18 protein-coding genes and 1 tRNA gene are annotated in these 20,808 nt (G+C 71.7%); 10 read left to right on the top strand and 9 right to left on the bottom strand.

Annotation, left to right across the window (positions count from 1 at the left end; translation table 11 throughout):
• Window positions 1–160: 160 nt before the first annotated feature.
• The 3 genes from FHS38_RS14990 (at window position 161) to FHS38_RS14980 (ending at window position 4,151) form a co-directional block, all read left to right on the top strand.
• Window positions 161–2,410: an alpha-N-acetylglucosaminidase gene (locus FHS38_RS14990; RefSeq protein WP_184734016.1), complete on the top strand. Its 2,250-nt coding sequence runs from the start codon at window positions 161–163 to the stop codon at window positions 2,408–2,410.
• Between the two features lie 158 nt (window positions 2,411–2,568).
• A complete protein-coding gene (locus FHS38_RS14985; protein ID WP_184734015.1) occupies window positions 2,569–3,540 on the top strand; it encodes a GlxA family transcriptional regulator in 972 nt (323 codons plus the stop codon).
• On the top strand, window positions 3,537–4,151 hold the full coding sequence (locus FHS38_RS14980; RefSeq protein ID WP_184734014.1) for a DJ-1/PfpI family protein: 615 nt from the start codon (window positions 3,537–3,539) through the stop codon (window positions 4,149–4,151). Before FHS38_RS14985 ends, FHS38_RS14980 begins: the two co-directional genes overlap by 4 nt.
• 90 nt (window positions 4,152–4,241) lie before the next feature.
• On the opposite strand, the gene FHS38_RS14975 is transcribed toward FHS38_RS14980, so the two are convergent.
• The 7 genes from FHS38_RS14975 to galU form a co-directional block, all read right to left on the bottom strand.
• A tRNA-Ala gene (locus tag FHS38_RS14975) sits at window positions 4,242–4,315 on the bottom strand.
• Between the two features lie 101 nt (window positions 4,316–4,416).
• Window positions 4,417–5,442 carry a divisome protein SepX/GlpR gene (sepX, locus tag FHS38_RS14970; protein WP_184734013.1) on the bottom strand — a complete coding sequence of 342 codons (1,026 nt, stop codon included), beginning with the start codon at window positions 5,440–5,442 and terminating at the stop codon, window positions 4,417–4,419.
• A gap of 150 nt (window positions 5,443–5,592) precedes the next feature.
• Window positions 5,593–6,252, bottom strand: coding sequence for a GNAT family N-acetyltransferase (locus FHS38_RS14965; protein WP_184734183.1), 660 nt, complete (start codon window positions 6,250–6,252; stop codon window positions 5,593–5,595).
• A complete protein-coding gene (locus tag FHS38_RS14960) occupies window positions 6,249–6,761 on the bottom strand; it encodes a MogA/MoaB family molybdenum cofactor biosynthesis protein (protein ID WP_184734012.1) in 513 nt (170 codons plus the stop codon). Before FHS38_RS14960 ends, FHS38_RS14965 begins: the two co-directional genes overlap by 4 nt.
• Window positions 6,758–7,285, bottom strand: coding sequence for a cyclic pyranopterin monophosphate synthase MoaC (gene moaC, locus FHS38_RS14955; protein WP_184734011.1), 528 nt, complete (start codon window positions 7,283–7,285; stop codon window positions 6,758–6,760). The genes FHS38_RS14960 and moaC overlap by 4 nt, the downstream gene beginning before the upstream one ends.
• Window positions 7,286–7,391: 106 nt before the next feature.
• Window positions 7,392–8,702: a molybdotransferase-like divisome protein Glp gene (gene glp, locus FHS38_RS14950; RefSeq protein ID WP_184734010.1), complete on the bottom strand. Its 1,311-nt coding sequence runs from the start codon at window positions 8,700–8,702 to the stop codon at window positions 7,392–7,394.
• 3 nt (window positions 8,703–8,705) lie between these two features.
• A complete protein-coding gene (gene galU, locus FHS38_RS14945; protein ID WP_130879116.1) occupies window positions 8,706–9,608 on the bottom strand; it encodes a UTP--glucose-1-phosphate uridylyltransferase GalU in 903 nt (300 codons plus the stop codon).
• A gap of 93 nt (window positions 9,609–9,701) precedes the next feature.
• Here galU and FHS38_RS14940 point away from each other — a divergent pair, with 93 nt between their 5' ends.
• A complete protein-coding gene (locus FHS38_RS14940) occupies window positions 9,702–10,292 on the top strand; it encodes a 5-formyltetrahydrofolate cyclo-ligase (RefSeq protein ID WP_184734009.1) in 591 nt (196 codons plus the stop codon).
• A 147-nt stretch (window positions 10,293–10,439) separates the two neighbouring features.
• On the opposite strand, the gene FHS38_RS14935 is transcribed toward FHS38_RS14940, so the two are convergent.
• Window positions 10,440–13,337, bottom strand: a complete 2,898-nt coding sequence (locus FHS38_RS14935) for a penicillin acylase family protein (protein ID WP_184734008.1) — start codon at window positions 13,335–13,337, stop codon at window positions 10,440–10,442.
• Window positions 13,338–13,575: 238 nt separating this feature from the next.
• Here FHS38_RS14935 and FHS38_RS14930 point away from each other — a divergent pair, with 238 nt between their 5' ends.
• From FHS38_RS14930 to mscL, 5 genes are all read left to right on the top strand, one after another.
• Complete coding sequence (locus FHS38_RS14930) at window positions 13,576–15,108, top strand: potassium/proton antiporter (RefSeq protein WP_184734007.1); 1,533 nt, start codon at window positions 13,576–13,578, stop codon at window positions 15,106–15,108.
• Window positions 15,109–15,421: 313 nt separating this feature from the next.
• The gene (locus FHS38_RS14925) at window positions 15,422–16,699 is read left to right on the top strand and encodes an MFS transporter (protein WP_184734006.1); all 1,278 of its coding nucleotides are present in this window, start codon (window positions 15,422–15,424) and stop codon (window positions 16,697–16,699) included.
• 66 nt (window positions 16,700–16,765) lie between these two features.
• The gene (locus FHS38_RS14920) at window positions 16,766–17,107 is read left to right on the top strand and encodes an FmdB family zinc ribbon protein (RefSeq protein ID WP_184734005.1); all 342 of its coding nucleotides are present in this window, start codon (window positions 16,766–16,768) and stop codon (window positions 17,105–17,107) included.
• Between the two features lie 144 nt (window positions 17,108–17,251).
• Window positions 17,252–18,103 carry an S-methyl-5'-thioadenosine phosphorylase gene (locus tag FHS38_RS14915; protein WP_184734004.1) on the top strand — a complete coding sequence of 284 codons (852 nt, stop codon included), beginning with the start codon at window positions 17,252–17,254 and terminating at the stop codon, window positions 18,101–18,103.
• Between the two features lie 600 nt (window positions 18,104–18,703).
• Window positions 18,704–19,183 carry a large conductance mechanosensitive channel protein MscL gene (gene mscL / locus FHS38_RS14910; protein WP_184734003.1) on the top strand — a complete coding sequence of 160 codons (480 nt, stop codon included), beginning with the start codon at window positions 18,704–18,706 and terminating at the stop codon, window positions 19,181–19,183.
• Between the two features lie 30 nt (window positions 19,184–19,213).
• Here the strand turns inward: mscL and FHS38_RS36335 are convergent, their stop codons facing one another.
• Window positions 19,214–19,528: a hypothetical protein gene (locus tag FHS38_RS36335; RefSeq protein ID WP_373301814.1), complete on the bottom strand. Its 315-nt coding sequence runs from the start codon at window positions 19,526–19,528 to the stop codon at window positions 19,214–19,216.
• A gap of 67 nt (window positions 19,529–19,595) precedes the next feature.
• Between FHS38_RS36335 and FHS38_RS14900 the strand changes: the two genes are divergently transcribed.
• Entirely contained in the window at window positions 19,596–20,801 is a 1,206-nt protein-coding gene (locus FHS38_RS14900; RefSeq protein ID WP_184734001.1) for a low temperature requirement protein A, read from the top strand.
• Window positions 20,802–20,808: the final 7 nt, after the last annotated feature.

The following is a 20,808-nucleotide window of genomic DNA, read 5'->3' as shown; positions in this document are numbered from 1 at the left end:
CCGCAGGTTGGTCACGTCCCGTGGGGCCATTCGTGCCAAATGTAACCGGCGTGGCTGGATTGCCGCCCGTGCCCTTGGCCCCGTTCGTTCGTTTGCTCATAGGATCTTCGCGCTCAAGTGGTCCAGTCCAGTCGCCGCAGTGCCATGGTGGAGGTCACTCATGCACATCGCCCGACGTTCGATCCTCGGCGCCCTCGCGGGAACCGCCGCCCTCACCGCGGCGGGCGCACCCGCCGCCTCGGCCGCATCCGGAGCCATGGGATCCGCGGCTGCGAGCACAACGTCCGACCGGTCGGCGGCCCAGGCCGCACCCCCGGCCGCCGCGAGCGACGCGGCCGCGGCGGCGCTGGCCCGGCTGCTGCCCCGCCACCACGGCCAGGTCACCTTCCGCACCGTCCCGCCCAAGAACGGCGTGGACGCCTTCCGGGTCTCGGGGCAGGAAGGCGCGATCCTCGTGGAGGGCAGCACTCCGGCCGTCCGGCTGACCGGCTTCCACTGGTACCTCAGACATGTGGCGCACGCCCATTTCTCCTGGACCGGCGCGCAGACCGACCTCCCCGACCGCCTCCCCGGCGTGCGTACCCCCGTCGTCCGGGCTTCGAACGTCAAGCACCGGTTCGTCCTCAACGACACCAACGACGGCTACACCGGCCCGTACCAGGGCTGGGCGTACTGGGAACGCGAACTCGACGTCCTGGCGCTGCACGGCTTCAACGAGGTGCTGGTCTACGCCGGCGCCGACGCCGTCTACCACCGCACATTTATCGAACATGGTTACAGCGACGCCGAGGTCCGCCGGTGGGTTCCCGGGCCGGCGCACCAGCCGTGGTGGCTGCTGCAGAACATGTCGGACTTCGGCGGCCCGGTCTCCCGCGGCCTCCTGGACCAGCGCACCGCGCTCGCGCAGAAGATCGTGCGGCGGCTGCGCGAGCTGGGCATGACCCCCGTCCTCCCCGGCTACTTCGGCACCGTGCCGCCCGGCTTCACGAGCCGCGAGCCCGGCGCGCGGGTCGTCCCCCAGGGCGACTGGGGCGGCTTCCCCCGCCCCGACTGGCTCGACCCCCGCACGGCCGCCTTCGGCCGGGTCGCGCGGACCTTCTACAAGGTGCAGCAGGAGCTGTACGGCGCGACGTCGATGTACAAGATGGATCTGCTGCACGAGGGCGGCAAACCCGGGAACGTCCCCGTCGGCGACGCCGCCCGGGCCGTGGAGAAGGCCCTGCGGGCCGCGCACCCGGACGCGACGTGGGTCATCCTCGGCTGGCAGGACAACCCCCGGCGCGAGATCATCCAGGCCGTCGACAGATCCCGGATGCTCATCCTCGACGGGATCTCCGACCACTACCCCAACGTCACCGACCGGGAAGCGGACTGGTCCGGCACCCCGTACGCCTTCGGCTCGATCTGGAACTTCGGCGGCCACACCGCGCTGGGCGCCAACACCCGCGACTGGGCCGACCTCTACGAGCGGTGGCGCACGAAGGACGGCAGCGCCCTGACGGGCATCGCGCTGATGCCCGAGGCCGCCGACAACAACCCCGCCGCCCTCGCCCTCTTCAGCGACCTGCCCTGGACGCAGGGCCGGGTCGATCTGACGGACTGGTTCCGCCAGTGGCCGCACTACCGCTACGGCGCCGCCGACCCCCAGGCCGTCGGCGCCTGGGACGTGCTGCGCCGCACCGCCTACGGCACCACCCGCGCCGACGGCTGGAGCGAACCGGCCGACGGCCTCTTCGGCGCCCGCCCGGACCTGGCCGCCAACCGCGCGGCCAGCTGGTCGCCCAAGCAGCTGCGCTACGACGCCGCGGAGTTCGAGAAGGCGCTGCCCCAACTCCTCGCCGTGGCCCCCACGCTGCGCCGGAGCACGGCCTACCGCTACGACCTGCTCGACGTCACCCGGCAGACCGTCTCCAACCGCGGCCGGCTGCTGCTTCCGCGCGTCAAAGCCGCCTACGACGCCCGCGACAAGCCCCTCTTCCGCGACCTCACCCGCCAATGGCTGGACTGGATGACCCTTCTGGAGCAGGCCGTCGCCACCGACGAGCGCCATCTGCTGGGCCGCTGGATCGCCGACGCCCGCGCCTGGGGCTCCTCCGCCGCCGAGCGCGACCGCCTCGAATACGACGCCGTGTCCCTGCTGACGACCTGGGGCCCGCGCGATGCGGCGACCCGCGGCAAGCTGCACGACTACGCCAACCGCGAGTGGTCCGGGCTGGTCGGCGGGCTCTACCGGCTGCGCTGGAAGACGTACTTCGACGAACTGGAGGCGGCACTGGCGGCGGGCCGGAAGCCGAAGGCCATCGACTGGTTCGCGCTGGAGGACCGCTGGACCCGCCGTCACCCCGGCTACTCCGCGAAGCCCACGGGTGACATCGTCCGCATCGCGCGCACGGTGGCGAACAAGCTGTAGCCACGGTCCCCGCCGCGCGGCGGTGTCCTCAGCCCCATCAAGCCCGTCCGGCGTTTTTCAGGACGCGCCCGCAGGGCGCCCGCAGCCGGCAAGGCCATGGCGCAAACCGTGGGGTCACTGTCGTTGACGCCACCTCACGGCAGCCGCAGGCTGAAACCGTGGATCAGCAACGCATCGTTTTCGTCGCTTTCGAGGGGTTTCAGCTCCTCGATCTCACCGGGCCGTTCGAGGTGTTCCAACAGGCCGCCCGGCTCCGCCCCGGCTACTCCTGCGAGACCGTGGGACCGGCCGCGGGGCTGGTGCGGTCGAACAGCGGGCTCCGGGTGCACGCCGACCACGGCATCGCCGATCTGGACCCGCTCGGGATCGACACCCTGGTGGTGGCCGGTGGCAGCGGGGTCGACGAGGCCCGCGGGGACCCGGCGCTGGTGGCGTGGATCGCCGCCGCCGGCGCCACGGCCCGTCGGGTGGCCTCGGTGTGCAGTGGCGTGTTCCTGCTCGCCGCCGCCGGGCTGGTCGCCGAGCACCGGGTCACCAGCCACTGGAGCCGCGACGGCCAACTCCGGCGGGAGTACCCGGAGCTGGCCGTCGACACCCATCCGATCTTCATCCGCGACGGCCGGGTGTGGACCTCGGCGGGGGTGACCGCCGGGATGGATCTGGCGCTCGCCCTGGTGGAGGACGACCACGGGCGGGAGGTCGCCCACGCGATCGCCCAGGAGCTGGTGCTGTTCCTGCGCCGACCGGGCAGCCAGGCGCAGTTCAGCGTGCCCCTGTGGTCGGCCCAGCCGTCCACCGACCCCATCCGGGCCGTGGTGTCGGCGGTCCACGCCGACCCCGGCGGCCCGCACTCCATCGGTGATCTGGCCGCCCGCGCCGGACTCAGCCCCCGCCATCTCCAGCGGAGGTTCACCGCCGAGCTCGGCGTCCCGCCCGCCGAGTACGTCGAGCGGGTCCGCATCGAGGCCGCCCGGCGCGCGCTGGCCGAGGGCGACGCCCCCGTCGCGACCATCGCCCGCCGCTGCGGCCTCGGCAGCGCCGAGACCCTGCGACGCGCGTTCCACCGCCATCTCGGCGTCCCGCCGTCCGACTACCGCGACCGGTTCCGGTCGTCGAAGGAGCACGCATGACCACCTACGGCCTATTGATCTTCGAAGGCGCCGAGGAGCTGGACTTCACCGGGCCGTGGGAGGTGTTCACGGCCTCCTCGATGCTGCGCGACCGCGCCGACACCGTGGTCCTGATAGCCGAGCGACCCGGCCCCGTCCGCTGCAACAAGGGCATGCGGGTGCTCCCCGACCACACCTTCGGCGACCATCCGCCGCTGGACGTGCTCCTGGTCTCCGGCGGCAACGGCACCCGCCACCAGGTGCACAACCCCGCACTGATCGAATGGATCACACGGACGTCCGGCGATGCCTCCTGGGTCACCGGCGTGTGCACGGGCGCCCTCCTCCTCCACGAGGCCGGCCCGGCCCGCGGCCGACGGGTCGCCACCCACTACGCCTTCGAGGACACCCTGGAATCCCGCGGCGACGTCACCGTCGTCCGCGACGCGCGCTACGTCGTGGACGGAAACCTGATCACCAGTCAGGGCGTCTCGGCCGGGATCGACATGGCGCTGTGGCTGATCGGCCGGATCCACGGCCGCGAGCACGCCCGCGCGGTCCGCCGCTACATCCAGTACGAGCCCGCCCCGCCCTACCTCTCCGACGAACCGCTCCTCGCCCAAGGAGCGTGAGGCCGCACCCCGGCGACCGTCCCCCAACAACCCCCACAACGACGGAATCCCGCCCGATCGTGATGATCGGACGGGATTCCGTCTGTGCTGTGGACCTGAGGGGATTCGAACCCCTGACCCCCTCGATGCGAACGAGGTGCGCTACCGGACTGCGCCACAGGCCCTTGCAACGAGTGAAACTCTAGCACCTCCATCCGGGTGCTCGGAAATCCGCTCACCGGCCGCTCCCCCGCTGGTCAGCGGAGGTGGCGGGAGGTGACCGCCGTCACTCGTTGGCCGCGCGCGGGCGGTCGTCGTCGGCGTACTGGTCGAAGAGCGGGGTGCGCCCGCGCTCGCGGGGGCGGCGGCGGGAGCGGCCGCCGCGGCGCTCCTCGGCGGGCTTGCGACCGGCGGCCGGCTCCGCGGTACTGGAGCGGGCGGAGCTCCAGGTGTCCGGGGCGCCGAGATCGGCCGAGCCGGCCGCGCGCGGGGCGACCGGCGCGGTGACGTACGTCGGCAGCGGTACGGGCACGGGCTCCCAGCCCTCGCCCGTGCCGCGGTCGCGGTCACGCTGCTGGTCGACCCACTCGGCGTGGTCGGTCTGCTCGACGAGCGCGCGACGGCCCGCGCTGTGCGCCGAGGGCTCGGGCTGCGCCGCCGGCGCGGGCGCCGCGGCGGCCTCGGGGTCAACGGGGGCGGCGGCGGTCGCGGGGTCCGGCGCCGCCGGACGAGGGTGGGGTCGGCCCTCACGGAGCCGCTGCGCGGCGAGTTCGGCGCGGCGCTGGTCCATGGTGAAGGCGAAGCGGCGCTTCTCCTGGACCCGCAGATAGACGATGTACGCGCTCAGCAGCGCCGCCGGCACGGCCGGCGCCCACAGGAAGGCCAGACCGCCGACGCCCGCGACGATCGCGCCGAGGGTGAAGGCGAGGAAGAGCAGCACGGTGGTGCGCCGCCGCCGCGCGAGGACCTTCGAACGCCGGGCGCGCTCGGCAGCCGAGGGCATCGGGGTGGGCGAGGGCGCGCCGAAGGACCGGACGTCGACCATTTCGGTCGCCGCGTCCGGCGCGGGCGCGCGAAACTCCGGCTCCGCCGGGTCGGCGGAGGCCGGCGCGTCGTCGGTCGCGCGCACTTCCAGGTCCTTGGCGTAACGGCGCTCCATGCCCGCCCGTCCGGACAGCAGCCGGATGGCCGTGCTGAAGCGTTCCGTCGGACGGGCTTCATTGAGCTCGTCCTGCCTACGGAGCCACATCGGCACCAAGTAGGCGGCCCAGGCCCCGACGATGACTGCGTAGATGAGGCCGCTGCTGCTCACACTTCACACCGTAGAGGGGACCGCACATGGGATTCCGCCAATTGGCCCGGTGTGTCGCACGATCCGGCTGATATCTCGAACTTTTTTTGTGATTGTTGAGCGCGAAGAGCGTCGAATACCGTCAATTGACAGTCAAATTCGAACGTTTATTCAATTACTCGGGAGCTGTCGGCTGCCCGGACCGCGCGGGTCGCCGGGCTCGGCCGGCCGGACGCGGTGCCAGCGGGCCAGCAGCCCCTCCCCCGTCTCCTCTGCGGTCAGGACGTAGACGAGGTGGTCGCGCCAGGCGCCGTCGATGTGCAGATAGCGCGGGCGCAGTCCCTCCTCGCGGAATCCGAGTTTCTCCACGACCCGGCGGCTGGGCAGGTTCTCCGGCCGGATGCACACCTCGACCCGGTGCAGCCCGACCGCGCGGAAGCAGTGGTCGACGGCCAGGGCGACGGCCGTCGGCATGACGCCCCGGCCCGCGACGGCCCGGTCCACCCAGTAGCCGACGTGGGCCGAGCACATCGAGCCCCAGGTGATGCCGGCGACGGTCAGCTGCCCGGCCAACTGCCCCCGGTACTCGATGACGAACGGCAGCATGCGCCCCGCCTGGGCCTCCGCCCGCAGATGGCGGACCATCTGCCGGTAGGTGGGACGCCGGGCGACCGTCCCGCCGGGCGGTGGCGGCGGGACGGTCGCCTCCCAGGGGCGCAGCCAGTCGCGGTTGCGTCCGTTGACCTCCCGCCAGTCCCGCTGGTCACGCAGCTTTATGGGGCGCAGGACGACGTCGCCGTCCGCCAGCCGGGCGGGCCACCCGGCGCTCAGCTGGGGCTCCCGGCCGGTCTCGGGTGGTCCCCGCCGTGGATCTGGTCGACGGCGTGGACCAGCAGCCGCTCCAGTACGGCGAGCCCGTCGCGGACCCCGCCCGTCGAACCGGGCAGGTTCACGATCAGGGTGCGGTCCGCCACCCCGGCGAGCCCCCGGGAGAGGGCGGCCGTGGGGATCTTCTTACGGCCCTCGGCCCGGATGGCCTCGGGGATGCCGGGGATCTCGTAGTCGAGGACGCGGCGGGTGGCCTCCGGGGTGCGGTCGGTGGGCGAGATGCCCGTGCCGCCGGTGGTCAGGACGACGTCGTACGCGCCGGCCACCGCGTCCCGCAGGGCGGCCTCGACGGGGTCGCCGTCGGGCACCACGCGGGGGCCGTCGACGGTGAAGCCCATCCGGGCCAGGCCCTCGGCGAGGATCGGGCCGCCCTTGTCCTCGTACACCCCGGCGGCGGCGCGGTTGGAGGCGGTGACGACGAGCGCGCGGCGCGTACCGGAGGTGCCGCTCATGCCGTCTCCCCCGCCGCCGGGGCCCGCAGGTAGGTGCCGGACTTCCCGCCGGTCTTCTCCTCGACCCGGACGTCCGTGATGACGGCGTCCTTGTCGACGGCCTTGATCATGTCGACGACGGTCAGGGCGGCGACGGTGACGGCGGTCAGGGCCTCCATCTCCACGCCCGTGCGGTCGGTGGTCTTCACGGTGGCGAGGATCTCGACCGCGTCGTCGGCGACCGACAGGTCGACCTTCACCCCGGAGACCGCGAGCGGGTGGCAGAGCGGGATCAGATCGGGGGTGCGCTTGGCGCCCATGATGCCCGCGATGCGGGCGGTGGCGAGGGCGTCGCCCTTGGGGACGCCCTCGCCGCGCAGGAGTTCCACGACGCGCGGGGAGACGCGCACCCGGCCGCTCGCCCGGGCGGTGCGGGTGGTGACGGCCTTCTCCGAGACGTCGACCATGCGGGCCGCCCCCGCGTCGTCGAGATGGGTGAGGCTCTGGGGGATGGCGGGGGGCAAAGGGTCCTGGGCGCTGCTCATCGTTCTCCCGGTCCGGTCCTTGTGGGCAGACACCGTACCGGGCGGGACGGGCGGCCGGTCGGGAAGGACCACGTCAGGGGCCACGCGGGGGCTGACCTCGGCCGGGTCAGCCGAGGAGTATGACGTCCACCTCGGCCCCCACCTCGACCGCCGTGGTCTCCTCGGGAACGACGATCAGGGCGTTCGCCTCCGCGAGGGCCTTGACGAGGTGCGACCCCGGGCCGCCGACGGTGGTGACCTTGCCGTCCGCGTAGCGGGCCCGCAGGAACTGGCGGCGCCCCTCGGGCGAGGAGGCCACGGCCTCGGCGCACACCGCGCGGACCGTCTCGCGGTCGTGCGGCTCGAGTCCCATCAGGGCGCGGATGGCGGGGCGGACGAAGAGTTCGAAGGAGACGTACGCGCTGACCGGGTTGCCGGGCAGGGCGAGCAGCGGGGTGCGGTCGGGGCCGACGCGGCCGAAGCCCTGGGGCTTGCCGGGCTGCATGGCCAGCTTGCGGAAGTCGACGCTGCCCTCCTCGCCCGCGAGCTCCGAGAGGGTCTCCTTGACCACGTCGTACGCGCCGACGCTGACACCGCCGCTGGTGACGACGGCGTCGGCGCGCACGAGCTGGTCCTCCAGGGTGGAGCGCAGCGTGTCGGCGTCGTCGGCGACCGCGCCGACGCGGTAGGCGATGGCCCCGGCGTCCCGGGCGCAGGCGGTGAGCACGTAGCTGTTGGAGTCGTGGATGAGGCCGGGGCCGAGGCTCTCGCCGGGGGCGACCAGCTCGCTGCCGGTCGACATGATCACGACGCGCGGGCGGGGGCGGACCCGGACCGTGGCGCGGCCGATCGCCGCGAGCAGGCCGATCTGGGGCGGGCCGAGGACGGTGCCGGTCCGCAGGGCGAGGGCGCCCGCGGCGACGTCGCTGCCGGCCGCGCGGACATGGGCGCGGGCGACGGCGGGGCGGTGGATCCGGACCTCGCCCGAGGCGCCGTCCGGGGCGGCGCTGCGGGCGGCCATGCCGGCGGCGGGGCCGCCGCCCGTGCCCCCGTCGGTCCACTCGACGGGCACGACGGCCTCGGCGCCGGGCGGCAGCGGCGCACCGGTCATGATGCGGGCGGCCTCGCCGTGGCCGACGGTGGGCAGCTCGCCGCTGCCCGCGGCGACGTCGCCGATGACGGTGAGTACCGCCGGGAACTCCTCGCTCGCACCTTCGACGTCCGTCGTGCGGACCGCGTAGCCGTCCATCGAGCTGTTGTCGAAGCCCGGCAGGTCGGCGGGGACGGTGACGTCCTCGACGAGCACACAACCCTGGGCGTCCAGGAGCTGCAGCTCGATCGGCTCCAGCGGGCGGATCTTCCCGAGGATGTCGTCGAGGTGCTCGTCCACCGACCAGAAGCGGTCCGGTGCGGCGGCCTTGTCGGCGGTGCTGCTCAAGGGCTACATCTCCTCGGTGACATACCTTCGAAGCCAGGCTCGGAAGTCCGGTCCCAGATCTTCACGTTCGCACGCCAGTCTGACAATGGCACGCAGATAATCACCACGGTCCCCGGTGTCATAACGGCGGCCCTTGAAGACCACGCCGTGCACCGGACCGCCGAGACCGGGCGCGGCGGCGAGGGCCTGGAGGGCGTCGGTGAGCTGGATCTCGCCACCGCGCCCGGGCTGCGTCTCACGCAGTACGTCGAAGACGGCGGGGTCGAGGACGTAGCGGCCGATGACGGCGTAGTTGCTGGGGGCGTCGGCGGGGTCGGGCTTCTCGATCAGCCCGGTGACCTCGACGACATCCTCGGTGTCGGTGGGCTTGACGTCCGCGCAGCCGTAGAGGTGGATCTGGGAGTGGTCGACCTCCATGAGGGCGATGACGCTGCCGCCGTGCTTGCGCTGGATGTCGACCATGCGCGAGAGGAGCGGGTCGCGGGCGTCGATGAGGTCGTCGCCGAGCAGGACGGCGAAGGGCTCGTCGCCCACGTGCGGCGCGGCGCACAGGACCGCGTGGCCGAGGCCGCGCGGGTCGCCCTGGCGGACGTAGTGCATGGTGGCCAGGTCGCTGGACTCCTGGACGCGGGCGAGCCGGGACTCGTCGCCCTTGCGGCGCAGGGCCTCCTCCAGCTCGTAGTTCCGGTCGAAGTGGTCCTCCAGGGGGCGCTTGTTCCGCCCGGTGATCATGAGGACGTCCGACAGCCCGGCGTGCACCGCTTCTTCGACCACGTACTGGATCGCCGGCTTGTCGACGACCGGCAGCATCTCCTTGGGGGTGGCTTTGGTCGCCGGGAGAAAGCGGGTCCCGAGTCCGGCGGCAGGGATGACAGCCTTGCTGATCCGAGGACGCGATTGAGTCATAAACGGAACCCTAGCCGCTGGGATTGACAGGAAGATGAGGCTCCACCGAGAGGCTCCACCGAGTGGACCTGAGTCGAGGAGTGCACGGAAACAGTGATCAAGTACGACGGTAATAAGGGTGAGTTGCGACAGGCCCTCCTGGCGGTGAGAGCGGGGTTGACCTCGGATGACGTAAAGGTGGCCGAGGAGGCGCTCGGGCGCCGGGCGCTGGAGCTGCCGGAGCTCGCGCGGGCGCGGACGGTGGCGGCTTATGTCTCGGTGGGGCGCGAGCCCGGCACGCGCGCGTTGCTCGAGGCGCTGCGCGCCCGGGGCGTGCGCGTACTGCTGCCGGTGCTGCTTCCGGACAACGACCTGGACTGGGGTCTCTACCGGGGTGCCGATCTTCTCGTACGGGCGTCGCGGGGGCTGCTGGAGCCCGGTGGCGAGCGACTCGGCCCGGACGCCGTGACCGGGGCGGACACCGTGCTGCTGCCGGGCCTGGCCGTGGACGGCCGCGGGATGCGGCTCGGCCGCGGCGGCGGTTCGTACGACCGGGTGCTGGCCCGGCTGGAGCGCGCGGGCGCCACGCCCGCGCGGGTGGTGCTCCTCTACGACGACGAGGTGGTCGCGCGGGTCCCGGAGGAACCGCACGACCACCCCGTGCACGCGGTGGTCACCCCTGGCGGGGTGCGGCGGTTCGGCTGATGCGGTTTGTCCTGCCGACGGCGGGTCGTCTTGCCGCCTGCGGCGGCGGGCGCCCTGCGGGCGCGTCCTCAAACGCCGGACGGGCTTGATGTGGCTGAGGTCAGCCACATCAAGCCCGTCCGGCGTTTGCAAGGGCGGCGGACGCCGCTACGGCTTGAGCGTCAGCGTGTCGTCCGTTGCCTGCTTCACGGCCTCGGCGCTGTACGCCCAGGGGAGCAGCTCGCCCTTGGCCCACTTGTCGGTCTGGTCGTAGTAGTGGGCGTTGTACGCGTGCCCGGAGGCGCCGGTGAGGTTGATCCAGCGGGACTTGTCGAGGTCCCCGAGGTTGACGACCATCCGCATCGACGGGACCCAGATCACGTCGTAGCCGCCCGCCGCGTTCCAGCCGGCCGCGTTGACCGCCGCCTCGCCGCCGGCCAGGTTCCAGGGGCCTCGGTTGAGCATCCAGCGGACGATGCCGGGGCCCTCCTTGCCGAGGGTCTGGTGCTTGAGGGTCAGCTGGTGCAGCCGGCCCCAGCTCCAGGAATTGACGTCCTTGCCGAGCTTGGAGGTCAGCTCCCAGCGGGCGTCCTTCATGGCGCGCTGGAGCAGCTCGTCCCGGTTGCCGGCGCCACGGTTGGCGCGGGTGCCGCTGGTCTTCCACCAGTCGTCGTTCGGCTTGTCCAGGATGCTGCGGACGACCTCGAACCAGCGGTCGCCGCCGTCGGGCTGCGCACTGTCCGGGTCGCGCTCGCCGCACTCCTGGACGAGCCGGGAGTTGCCGTCGAGGTCCTCCTGCGGCCCGGAGTCGTTGGCCGGGCGCACCCGCAGGCACTGGCCCTTGACCCGCAGCTCCTTGGGGAGCTTGTTGCCGAAGGCGAGCTTGAGGGTGTTGCGCCACACCGCGTTGAAGTACGCGGCGGCGGCGGAGTCGGCCTCCTGGGTGTAGTCCCAGTCCTTCAGGAGCTTCTGCGCCTCGCGGACGTACTTCGTCTCGCGTTCGTTGGAGCCCTTGACGTCGATCTTGAGCAGGTAGGGCGTCAGCAGCTTGGCGATCTCGCTGGTGTTGTCCATCTGCATCTTCTGCATGTCATCCGTCGAGATCTTCCCGCCGTCCTTGATCTTCGACTGGATGAGGTCGTTGATCCGCTGGCTGCGGGCGCCGTAGCCCCAGTCGCCGGTGAGCGGGTAGGGGTACTTCTTGTCGACGACCGCCTGGTTGGCGGTGACGATGTAGCCGCGCTTGGGGTTGAAGTCCCAGGGCAGCTCGCCCTGCGGGATCCAGCCGGTCCACCGGTAGGCGGGGTCCCAGCCGGGTGCGGGGTAGCGGCCGTCGGGCACGACGGCCTTGGCGTCGGCCTTGCCGTCGGCGTTCGTACCGGCGGTGCCGTTCGTACCGGTGCTGCCGTCCGTACCGGCGGTGCCGCCCGCGTTCGGGCCGGTGCCGTCACCCTTGGCGGGGGCCTTGCCGCGGACCGGGATCCGGCCCGGGGCCTGGTAGCCGATGTTGCCCTTGGTGTCGGCGTAGATCAGGTTCTGCGAGGGGACCTCGAAGTCGGCGGCGGCCTTGCGGAAGGACTTCCAGTCCGTGGCCGCGTTGATCCCGAAGACGGCGTCCATGGTCTTGCCGGCGTCGAGGGCCGTCCAGCGCAGCGCGATCGCGTAGCCGTCGGCGCGGTCGGGCGCGGGGTCCTTGACCGGGGCGCTCTGGCCGACCTTGGCCAGCTCGTCGTTGCGGTCGGAGACGATCGGGCCGTTGTTGGTGGAGCGGACGGTGAAGTCCCGGGACTTGCCGCCCGCGACCTTGATGGTCTCCGTGCGCTTGGTGAAGGGGACCTGCTTGCCGTCGTAGAGGTAGCTGTCGGCGGTGACCTTCTCCAGGTACAGATCGGAGACGTCCGCGCCGAGGTTGGTCATGCCCCAGGCGATGTCCTGGTTGTGGCCGATGACGACGCCCGGCAGACCGGAGAAGGTGTAGCCGGCCACGTCGAACGGGCACGAGGGTCCGACCTTGTTGCAGTGCAGGCCCATTTGGTACCAGAGCGAGGGCATCTGCGGCGCGAGGTGCGGGTCGTTGGCGAGCAGCGGCTTGCCGGTGGTCGTGTACTGGCCGGAGACGACCCACGAGTTCGAGCCGATGCCGTTGCCGCTCGGACCGAGCAGCGCCGGGATCTTGTCGAGGGTGTTGGACAGCGAGGTCAGCCCGGTGCGCAGACCGCCGGCGGCGGCACCCGAGCCGACGGGCGTCTGGCCCGCACCGCTCTGCGGGGCGGCCGGAGTGCCCTTGGGGTCGAACTGCTTGGTGGCGGGGTCGACGGCGCCGCCCTCGACGATCGGCTTGTTCCGGTTGTACGGGTAGCCCGGGTACAGCTGTTCGACCTGCTTGGGGCTCAGCCGCGTCGCGGCGAGCGAGCGATCGATCTCGTCCTCCATGTTGCCGCGGAGGTCCCAGGCCATGGCCTTGAGCCAAGCCACCGAGTCGACCGGGGTCCACTTCTCGGGCTTGTAGTCGTTCTCGAACTCCAGGGCCGCGTACTCGACGGACAGCGACTTGCCCTTGCGGTCCTTGAGGTAGGCGTTGACACCGTCGGAGTACGCCTGGAGGTATTTCTTGGCGCTCGCCGAGAGCTTGGTGTCGTACTCCTCCTGCGCGACCTTCCGCCAGCCCATGGTCCGCAGGAAGGCGTCGGTCTCCACCTGCCCGGAGCCGAACATCTCGGAGAGACGGCCCGCGGTCAGGTGCCGACGGACGTCCATCTCCCAGAACCGGTCCTGCGCCTGCACGAAGCCCTGGGCGCGGAAGAGGTCCTCGGCGTTGTCCGCGTAGACCTGCGGGATACCGTTTCCGTCGCGCTGGACCTTCACGTCCGCGGACAGGCCCTTGAGCTGCAGGGTGCCGTTCGTCGTCGGGAAGGAGGCACGGACGGTACTGACGCTCCAGTACGCGCCGAAGCCGACGCCCGCCACGATCAGCAGCACGAGAGTGATCACGAGCAGCCGGGCGCGTCGGCCTTTCTTCTTACCGGACTTCTTCTTGCCGGAAGGGCCGGTCTTGTTGGCGGGCATCGCTGTCCTTAGAGGGGCAGGGTGGTCCTGGGGTGCTGGAGCAACCATAGGCGCAGGGCACCGGGCGACCGGACGCGGTGTCACCACCAGCCCCCTGAAACGGCCGCGGGCCGGTCGTCGCACCGCCGCCGAAGGGTCATGGCACGGTCACCGCCGTCACGAGCTCGCGTCAAGAACCCGTAAAAGATTAGATTAGGAAATGAAGTTCTGATCGGACGGTAGAACGTTCCGGTCGATAGTGCATGAAAGACCTCGTGAAGGGACCTGGCCCCTGACTGTCCACCACCTCAACGAACTCCTGCTGATCTGCTCGCTCGTCCTGCTCATCGCGGTGGCGGCGGTCCGGATCTCCTCCCGCAGCGGGCTCCCCAGCCTGCTCATCTACCTCGGCATAGGCGTCGCGATAGGCCAGGACGGCATCGGCGTCTCCTTCAACGATGTCGGCCTGACCCAGATCATCGGTTATGCCGCACTTGTGGTGATCCTCGCCGAGGGTGGTCTCGGCACGAAGTGGCACGAGATCAAACCGGCGCTGCCCGCCGCGGCGGCGCTCTCCACCGTGGGCGTCGCGCTGAGCGTGGGCGTCACCGCGGCGGCCGCGCATTATCTGGCCGGCGTCGAGTGGCGGCAGGCCCTGATCATCGGCGCGGTGGTCTCCTCCACGGATGCCGCGGCGGTCTTTTCCGTCTTGCGAAACGTTCCCCTCCCCTCGCGGCTGACGGGTGTCCTGGAGGCCGAGTCCGGCTTCAACGACGCCCCGGTCGTCATCCTCGTCGTCGCCTTCTCGGCCGCCGGCCCGGTCGAGCACTGGTATCTGCTCATCGGCGAGATCGCCCTGGAGCTCGCGATCGGCGCGGCCGTCGGCATCGCGGTGGGCCTGCTCGGCTCGTACGGGCTGCGGCACGTGGCCCTGCCCGCTTCCGGCCTCTACCCGATCGCCGTGATGGCCATCGCGACCGTCGCCTACGCGGGCGGCGCGCTCGCGCACGGCTCCGGCTTCCTCGCCGTCTATCTCGCGGCCCTGGTCCTCGGCAACGCCAAGCTGCCGCACTGGCCCGCCACCCGCGGCTTCGCCGAGGGGCTCGGCTGGATAGCGCAGATCGGCATGTTCGTCCTGCTCGGCCTGCTGGTCACCCCGCACGAGCTGGGCGACGACATCATGCCCGCGCTCGTCGTCGGACTGGTGCTGACGATGGTGGCGCGGCCTGTGTCGGTCTTCCTCAGTACCGCGCCCTTCCGGATGAGCTGGCAGGAGAAGACCCTGCTGTCCTGGGCCGGGCTGCGCGGGGCCGTGCCCATCGTGCTGGCCACCATCCCGATGGTGGCCGCGGTCCCCGACAGTCGCCGGATCTTCAACATCGTCTTCGTGCTGGTGATCGTCTACACCCTGGTCCAGGGCCCGACGCTGCCCTGGCTCGCCCGGCATCTGAAGCTCCGCGAGACCGAGCCGGAGGACCTGGGCATCGAGTCCGCCCCGCTCGAGCGGCTGCGCGGCCATCTGCTGTCCGTGGCGATCCCCGACGGCTCGAAGATGCACGGCGTGGAGGTCGGGGAGCTGCGGCTGCCCCCCGGGGCCGCCGTCACGCTGGTCGTCCGGGACGGCTCCAGCTTCGTCCCGGCGCCCACGACCGTGCTGCGGCACGGCGACGAGCTGCTGGTGGTGGCCACCGACCCGGTGCGCGACGCCGCCGAGAAGCGGCTGCGGGCGGTCTCCGAGGGCGGAAAGCTTGCGGGATGGCTGGGTGCTACAGGTACGATAAAGGGGAAGTAGTGCATTCAATTGACTCGGTCTGCTCAGTGTTGCCTACGGGATTACCTGCGCGGACGCCTGAGTGAGCGGCTGGTTCGCGCCCTGTTTTCCGGCGCTGAACCACCGCTTTCGCACTGCTTCTGCACCACCACTCCCAAACCGAACCAACTCTGCCTGATGCAGGGCTGGCGCGACCGCACGGCGGCCGCGGTCGCGCGTCACAAGGCGGCCGGCACGGCATCTACCACGGTCCTGCGCGAGAGGACAGCTCTCGGCGCGCTCCGTGCGGCGATCCCGTCTGGAGTGCGCTACCAGGCGGCAGAAAGGCCCGGCCGTGGCATCCACGGTCAACGACCGCACCGAGGCACGCCCCGGATACGGCCAGCTGTTGCGCACCCCCGGTGCCTGGACGTTCCTGCTGCCCGGCTTCCTGGCCCGGCAGCCGTTCGCGATGCTGACCATCGGCATCCTGCTGCTGGTCGAGCACACCACGGACTCCTACGGCATCGCGGGCGCCGTCTCGGCCACCGCGGGCGTCTCCATGGCGCTCTTCGCGCCGCAGAGCGGCAAGCTCGCGGACCGCTTCGGGCAGGGCAGGGTGCTGGTGCCCGGCGTCGTCGTGCACGCCGCGGCGATCTCGCTGCTGATCACGCTGGCGCTGGCGGACGCACCGCTGTGGGCGCTGTTCGCCGCGGCGGTGCCCGCCGGTGCCTCGACCCCGCAGATCGGCCCCATGGTGCGGGCCCGCTGGGCCGCGAAGCTCGAGGGCTCGCCGCTGATGTCCACGGCGGCGGCCTTCGAGTCGGTCACCGACGAGTTCACGTTCGTGATCGGCCCGGTGCTGGCCACCGCACTGTGCACGGGCGTCCACCCGGCGGCCGGTCTGGTCACCGAGGCGGTCCTCACCCTCGTCGGCGGTCTGCTGTTCGCCGCCCAGCGGCGCACGCAGCCGGAGCCGAGCCGCTCCGCCGCCGGCCCCGCGGTGAAGAGCGCGTCGGCGCTGTCCGTCCCGGGCGTCCGCGTCCTCGCGATCTCCTTCCTCGGCATCGGCTCCGTCTTCGGCGGCATGCAGGTGTCGATGACGGCCTTCACCAAGGAGATCGGCGACCCCGGCCTGAACGGTCTGCTGTACGGCACGTTCGCGGCCGGAAACATGATCGCGGGCCTCGTCTGCGGTGCCATTGCCTGGAAGGTCACCCCCCAGCGCCGGCTGCTGATCGCCTACCCGCTGCTGGTCCTGGCCACCACCCCGCTGTGGGCCGCGCACGCGCTGCCGGTGCTGGGCGGGGTCGGCCTCCTCGTCGGCCTGTGCATCGCCCCGGCGCTGATCACCGGCTACACGCTGGTGGAGTCGCTGGTGCCCCCGACCGCCCGTACGGAGGCGTTCACCTGGCTGACCGGCGCGGTGGGCCTCGGCCAGGCGGCCGGTGCCAGCATCGGCGGCAAGCTGATCGACGGACACTCCGCGAGCACCGGTTTCCTGGTGCCGCTGGCCGGTACGGCACTGGCCCTGGCGGTCCTGCTGACGCTGCGCAAGGCGCTCTCCCCGAAGAGCGAGTCGCGGATCGCCGCACGTGGGGTGGGTCACCGCGAGCCTGTTTCGGTGGACTGACGCGCCGGAATACTGCACTATGGATCGTCGTTAGCACTCATCGAGTGAGAGTGCCAGGAGGAGCAAGTGCCGACGTACCAGTACCAGTGCACCGAGTGCGGCGAGGGCCTCGAGGCGGTGCAGAAATTCACCGACGACGCCCTGACCGTGTGCCCGAGCTGCGACGGACGCCTGAAGAAGGTGTTCTCCGCCGTCGGCATCGTCTTCAAGGGCTCCGGCTTCTACCGGAACGACAGCCGTGGCGCGTCGTCCAGCAGCAGCCCGGCGAAGTCCACGACCGCCAAGAGCGGCTCGGACTCGTCCTCGTCGACGGGCTCGTCCTCGGCCTCCGGGTCGAGCGCGGGCAGCACCTCCACGAGCACCGCGTCGGCTCCGGCCTCGTCGAGCAGCAGCTCTTCGGCCGCCTGACGCGCCTCCCGCATCACTTCGCGCGGTCCCCGCGCACGACGCAGCCCGTCGCCTCGCACCGAGGTGGCGGGCTGCGTCGCGTACGGGGGCGGCACACGGCGTCGCCCCCTGGGGCCGACGCGGGTGCGCCGCTAGGGTGACCTCATGATCGACACGAGCGCGATGCGGGCGGACATAGGCGTGATCGGCGGGTCGGGGTTCTACTCCTTCCTCGACGACGTGACCGAGGTCACAGTGGAGACGCCCTACGGGGATCCGAGCGACTCGCTCTTCGTCGGCGAGCTGGCCGGGCGGAGGGTCGCCTTCCTGCCCCGGCACGGCCGTGACCACCGTCTGCCGCCGAACCGCATCAACTACCGGGCCAATCTGTGGGCCCTGCGCTCCCTCGGCGTACGGCAGGTGCTGGCCCCCTGCGCGGTGGGCGGGCTGCGGCCGGAATACGGGCCGGGGACCCTGCTCGTGCCCGATCAACTGGTGGACCGCACGAAGACGCGTCAGCAGACCTTCTTCGACGGTGAGCCGCTGCCCGACGGGTCGGCCCCCAACGTGGTGCACACGACCTTCGCGGACCCGTACTGCCCCACGGGGCGCGCGGTGGCGGTCGCGGTGGCACGCGGGCACGGCTGGGACCCGGTCGTCGACGGCGGGACGATGGTCGTCGTCGAGGGGCCGCGCTTCTCGACCCGGGCCGAGTCCCGCTGGCACGCCGCCCAGGGCTGGTCGGTGGTCGGCATGACCGGGCATCCGGAAGCGGTGCTCGCCCGCGAGCTGGAGCTCTGCTACACCTCGATGGCACTGGTCACGGACCTGGACGCCGGGGCCGAGACGGGTGACGGCGTGTCGCACGCCGAGGTGATGCGGGTCTTCGCCGAGAACGTGGGGCGGCTGCGCGAGGTGATCTTCGCGGCGGTCTGCGCCCTGCCGGAGACGGACGGGCGGACCTGCCTGTGCACCCGGGTGCACGAGGGCTGGGACCTGGGGATCACGCTGCCGTAGGTGCGTGCGGGGCGTGTGCGAGGTGGTTGCGGGGCGGTTGCGGGGCGGTTGCGGGCGCGTGCCGGGCGGTTCGCGGGGCCGGGGCCTGGCTCGCGGGGGTGACGAGGTTGTCCACAACCGGGCGGTAGTCCACAGGGCCCAGCGGGATCGGGCGGTTGCCTGGATCGTGGGGAGCGTCCGGTTGGCGCTCCTCACCGCAGGCGGTGGTCGCTCGTGTCCCCTTTTGGTCCGCTCCCCTCTCCTTCGTCGCCCTCCTTACCCTCGTCGCTCCCCTTCTCTCCGCCGCCTTCGGCCTTCGCACCGCCATCGGCTTCGGGGGCGTACGCCTACACACCGCCGCCGACGCGCGGGGTGCCGCACTTCGCACCGGTCCGGGTGGGCCGGGGGCGGTATCGGCCGGGCCGGGCCGGGCGGCGCAGAAGGCGGCTGCTGGGGGTCGGGATCGTGGCGGCCGCCGGGGCGGTGATCCTGTGCGCCCCCGCGCTGACGCAGCTCCGGTTCGCCTGATCGAGCCTGCCGATTGGACAGGACTGCCAGACTCTCTCGTAGGTTATGGAACCAACCATTCCGCCACAGGTGCGTACAGAGAGAGGCTTTTCGGTGAGCGAGAAGAAGACAGGGGTCCTTGGAGGATTCAAGGCATTCCTGATGCGGGGCAACGTGATAGACCTCGCGGTCGCCGTTGTCATCGGCGCGGCGTTCACCAACATCGTGAACTCGGTGGTCAAGGGTGTCATCAACCCGATCGTCGGCGCCTTCGGCACCAAGGACCTGACCAGCTACGCCTCGTGCCTCAAGGGCCCCTGCGCCATGAACAAGGCGGGCGAGGTGACCAGCGGCGTCTACATCCAGTGGGGCTCGGTGCTCAGCGCCGCGCTGACCTTCCTGATCACCGCCGCGGTCGTCTACTTCCTGATGCTGCTGCCGATGAAGCGCTGGCAGGACCGCCAGGCCGCCAAGGCTCCGGCGGAGGCCACCCCGGCGCAGGTGACGGAGATCGAGCTGCTCGAGCAGATCCGGGACGCGCTCGTCGAGCAGCGCCGCGGCCCGGCCTCGGAGACCGTCCCGGTCCAGCGGTAGCGGCGGGGCCGTCCCCCGGGCGGCCGGGCGTCAGATGTGGTGGGGCGGCTTCTCGGCCAGGAACCGGGCCAGGTCGCCCGCGCTGTCGCCGCCGCTCGGCCGGTCGCCCCAGCCGCGGTCGGTGTCGTCCGAGGACTGCTGCGACAGCGGGTCGTCGAAGATCAGGGCGGCGGGGTTGCGCGGCTTGGGAGTGGGCTCGGGGGCGGTGCTCATGCCTCCAGGGTACGGTCGCCCGCGCGAGCGACGGCCCCGCGGTCGCCCGTGCGGGGCCGGGGCGCCTTCCGCGCGCGGCGGACGTCGACAGCGGTGACAATCGCCGCATGAGTCATGTGACGTCGCCCACACCCGTTCCGCGAGCCGCCGGACCCGCCGCGCGCGGGGGCGGCGGACCGGCGCGCGGCGACCGTCGCCGATGAGCGGCCACCCGCACGTGCGGCACACCTCGCTGCTGCGCCCGATGGCCGCGCGCGGTCGCGAGGAGGAGCACCGCGCCGCGACCCCGCTGGAGCTGTTCTTCGACCTGTGCTTCGTGGCCGCGGTGGCGCAGGCGGGCCGACAGCTGGTGCACGCGCTCGCCGAGGGGCACCCGGGGACCGGCATTCCGGGCTACCTGATGATGTTTTTTGCGATTTGGTGGGCTTGGGTAAATTTCACCTGGTTCTCCTCCGCGTACGACACGGACGACGTTCCGTACCGCGTGGTGACGCTGGTCCAGATGGCCGGGGTGCTGATCCTGGCGGCGGGCATCCCCCGGGCCTTCAACGACAGCGACTTCACGGTGGTCTGGTTCGGCTACCTGGTGATGCGGCTGGCGCTGGTCACCCAGTGGCTGCGGGCGGCGTACTCGACGCGGGGCGAGGAGCGGCGCACGGCGCTGATGTACGCGGCGGGGGTGAGCCTGTGCCAGGTCGGCTGGCTGGGCCTGTTGCTCCTGCCCGACGACGCCAAGTCGTGGCTCTTCCTGGGGATGGCGATCGTCGAGATGTCGGTGCCCGCGATCGCCGAGCGCCGGCATCAGACGGGCTGGCATCCACACCACATCGCGGAGCGGTACGGCCTGTTCACCATCATCGTGCTGGGCGAGACCGTCCTCGCGGCCACGGTGGCCGTCCAGTCGGCCCTGGACGACGACGAGGCGCTGGACACCCTGCTGCCGATCGCGGGCGGCGGCCTGCTGATCATCTTCGCCGCCTACTGGATCTATTTCGCCGTGCCCATCCATCTCCATCTGGCCTCCAACCGACAGGCGTTCGCCTGGGGGTACGGGCACTATCTGGTCTTCGGTTCGGCGGCGGCGATCGGGGCGGGCATCGAGGTGGCGATCGAGGAGACCATCGGCAAGGCGCACATCTCGGCGTTTGCGGCGGCCGGCGCCGTCACGCTGCCCACGGCGCTGTTCATGTTCTCGGTGTGGATGATCCACTCCCGGCACCACAAGCGGGGCATGGCCCAGCAGTTGGTCCTGCCCGTCTCGGCCGTGCTCGTGCTGGCCTGTACGTACGCGGGCCGGACGGCGGTGCTGTTCACCGGGCTGGTGGCGACCCTGACGGTCGCGGTGGGGGTCACGCTGGCGGCACGGAGGGCGGAGGCGAACGGACGCGCACAGGAGGCGGGGTGAGGGCCTG

Origin of the sequence: Streptomyces netropsis (genome assembly GCF_014203545.1) — a bacterium.
Lineage (GTDB): Bacteria > Actinomycetota > Actinomycetes > Streptomycetales > Streptomycetaceae > Streptomyces > Streptomyces netropsis.
The sequence above is the reverse complement of the archived record's forward strand: the minus strand, read 5'-3'. Positions and strand labels throughout refer to the sequence as shown.

Bases quoted from the DNA above. Each gene is read 5' to 3' on its own strand.
- galU (WP_130879116.1), bottom strand. From the start codon at position 9,608: ATGACTCAATCGCGTCCTCGGATCAGCAAGGCTGTCATCCCTGCCGCC.
- FHS38_RS14900 (WP_184734001.1), top strand. From the start codon at position 19,596: ATGAGCGGCCACCCGCACGTGCGGCACACCTCGCTGCTGCGCCCGATG.
- moaC (WP_184734011.1), bottom strand. From the start codon at position 7,285: ATGAGCAGCGCCCAGGACCCTTTGCCCCCCGCCATCCCCCAGAGCCTC.
- FHS38_RS14935 (WP_184734008.1), bottom strand. From the start codon at position 13,337: ATGCCCGCCAACAAGACCGGCCCTTCCGGCAAGAAGAAGTCCGGTAAG.
- FHS38_RS14980 (WP_184734014.1), top strand. From the start codon at position 3,537: ATGACCACCTACGGCCTATTGATCTTCGAAGGCGCCGAGGAGCTGGAC.
- FHS38_RS14915 (WP_184734004.1), top strand. From the start codon at position 17,252: ATGATCGACACGAGCGCGATGCGGGCGGACATAGGCGTGATCGGCGGG.
- FHS38_RS14990 (WP_184734016.1), top strand. From the start codon at position 161: ATGCACATCGCCCGACGTTCGATCCTCGGCGCCCTCGCGGGAACCGCC.
- FHS38_RS14960 (WP_184734012.1), bottom strand. From the start codon at position 6,761: ATGAGCGGCACCTCCGGTACGCGCCGCGCGCTCGTCGTCACCGCCTCC.